This window comes from Ruegeria sp. CDSC085 (assembly GCF_059610465.1).
In genome coordinates this window covers 1-2,333 of sequence record NZ_JBXWNR010000051.1, presented here as the reverse complement: position 1 = coordinate 2,333, position 2,333 = coordinate 1, and the positions used below count along the sequence as shown (strand labels likewise).

Sequence of the window (2,333 nt, the reverse complement as noted above, 5' to 3'; positions counted from 1 at the left end):
GACGGCAACAGAGCCGTCGAAGCCAAGGTCAAGGCCGAAGTCGCAGACCTCTGCGCCAAATTCCCGATCTATCCGAATCTTTAAGACGAAGGACCCGACCCCATGAGCTTTCATTCCATTGACCAAGCCCCAGCCCGTCTGAACCGAAGTGAATTGGCCGTGCCCGGCAGCCAACCCGGAATGTTCGAAAAGGCAGCCAAATCCGATGTCGACGTCATTTTCCTTGATTTGGAAGACGCCGTAGCACCGGACGAAAAGGAGCAGGCGCGCAGGAACATCATTCAGGCCTTGAACGACATCGACTGGGGCAACAAGACCATGTCGGTGCGGATCAATGGTCTGGACACCCACTATATGTACCGTGACGTTGTGGATGTGGTCGAACAGGCTGGTGAACGCCTTGATCTGATCATGGTCCCCAAGGTCGGAACTGCTGCTGACGTTTACGCGGTCGATATGCTTGTCACCCAGATCGAAGATGCCAGAGGCTATAAGAAACGGATTGGATTCGAGCACATCATCGAAACCGCGCTTGGCATGCAGAATGTCAGTGAGATTGCGGCAGCATCACATCGCAATGAAAGCCTGCACTTCGGCGTGGCCGACTATGCGGCTTCGACCCGCGCGCGAACCACGATCATCGGCGGTGTGAACCCGGACTACTCTGTCTTGACCGATGCGGATTCGGATGGTGGGCGCCAGATCCATTGGGGTGACATGTGGCATTATGCGCTGGCCCGTATGGTGGTTGCGGCGCGCGCGAACGGACTGCGCCCGATTGACGGACCTTTTGGTGATTTTCAGGACCCTGACGGATACAAGGCCGCCGCAAAACGCGCTGCTGTTCTGGGTTGCGAAGGCAAATGGGCCATTCATCCAAGCCAGATCGCACTTGCCAATGAGGTGATGTCGCCGTCCGACGCTGAAGTTACCAAGGCACAGCGAATTCTCGTCGCCATGGCCGAGGCCGAAGCCGATGGAAAAGGCGCTGTTTCGCTGGATGGTCGACTAATTGACTACGCATCAATCCGTCAGGCCGAAGTGCTGGTGGAAAAGGCAAGCCAGATAGCGGCGGCCTGAACCAAGCCAGAGTTGCGTGGGCATCCTGTCCGCGCGATATCATCGACAGTTACTTAAACCGAATAATGGCTAGCCGTTCCCCGATGCTATCGTCCCCATGAACCGACTGTTGCGAACATCGTCGGGGCTGGTTCTGTAGCTGCGTTGAAACGCACGTTTCAAAGCGACGGTTGATGAAAAGCCAGTGGCTGCCGAGATTTCGATCTGCGACATGTTGGTGAACTGCAACAGGCTTTGCGCGCGTTCCAGCCGAAGCTCTTTGTATGTCGAAAGCAGCTTTGCCCCGGTTTTGCTCAGGAACCGTCGCTGCAGCTGACGTGTTGAGGTTTTGAGCACGCGGGAGAGATCAGAAATCGTCAGAGGATCTTCGATGTTTTCCTGCATCGCATCCAGGGTGCGTACGACCAAAAGATCACCTTTTGCCCTATGCACCAACCGTGCGGCTAGTCTGCTTTCGTGTTTTTGCACGGGTTCGGCCAGACCAATATAGCTGCGTAGTGAGTCCGCGATGTGCTCTCCGTGATCCATGGACACAAATTCAGACAACAATCTCAACGCGCTCAATCTGCTGGTCGCGCTGTGCGGACGCCCGTCGGCGGCCAGATGAGTCCCCGTGCCGCAGCTTTCCAATCCGCTTTCCAGCGCGGCCGCGGCGAAGTTCGGATGCACCGCAACGACATTTCGACCCGCTCTGCCCAGCTGCACAAGAAGCAGGACAGCTCCACCGACCAGAACAGCCCTTGAAGACAGGTTAAGAACTTGCGAGATCCAGCTTCTGCGCGGACCGGCAACGTCCCAGTTGTTTTCCAGGTCGCCCCAGAAAATTGCGGTACGACCCGCCCAATAGAGAGGTCCGCCGACGGTGTTATTTCCGGACACCCGGAGATTGACCACGTAAGAGAAATCTTCGACCAGGCTGTTCAATGCGTGATAGAACTCAACAACGATTTCAGCCGATGCCAGCGCCCGCTCGTCGCTTAGGATAACATCGATGTATTTTAGCCTTTCGGGCACCTCCGGCCCTGTCTTTGCCAGGTTGGCGCGATCATTTGCGAGGACATAGTGTTTCATTGTTCCTCCATCGATTTGGCAAGAAGCAGCGCCTCGCAGGACGCTGCCCTCTTTCTTGGATTTCAATCCGTCAGGGCAAGAAGCGGATTGCTACGCCTAGCTACCTATTCCGCGGCTTCTTCGTATGCGTCCATTGGGGGGCATGTGCAGACGAGGTTTCTGTCGCCGTATGCGTTGTCGAC

The 2,333-nt window shown here is 56.1% G+C and carries 2 protein-coding genes; one reads left to right on the top strand and one right to left on the bottom strand.

What is annotated here, in order from left to right:
• Positions 1–102: 102 nt before the first annotated feature.
• Positions 103–1,080 carry an HpcH/HpaI aldolase/citrate lyase family protein gene (locus AC2FJB_RS22785; RefSeq protein WP_496721231.1) on the top strand — a complete coding sequence of 326 codons (978 nt, stop codon included), beginning with the start codon at positions 103–105 and terminating at the stop codon, positions 1,078–1,080.
• A 69-nt stretch (positions 1,081–1,149) separates the two neighbouring features.
• On the opposite strand, the gene AC2FJB_RS22780 is transcribed toward AC2FJB_RS22785, so the two are convergent.
• Positions 1,150–2,151, bottom strand: a complete 1,002-nt coding sequence (locus AC2FJB_RS22780) for a helix-turn-helix domain-containing protein (RefSeq protein WP_496721229.1) — start codon at positions 2,149–2,151, stop codon at positions 1,150–1,152.
• Positions 2,152–2,333 lie beyond the last annotated feature (182 nt).

Excerpts from the sequence above, each read along its gene's own strand:
- AC2FJB_RS22785 (WP_496721231.1), top strand. The coding sequence starts at position 103 with ATGAGCTTTCATTCCATTGACCAAGCCCCAGCCCGTCTGAACCGAAGT.
- AC2FJB_RS22780 (WP_496721229.1), bottom strand. The coding sequence starts at position 2,151 with ATGAAACACTATGTCCTCGCAAATGATCGCGCCAACCTGGCAAAGACA.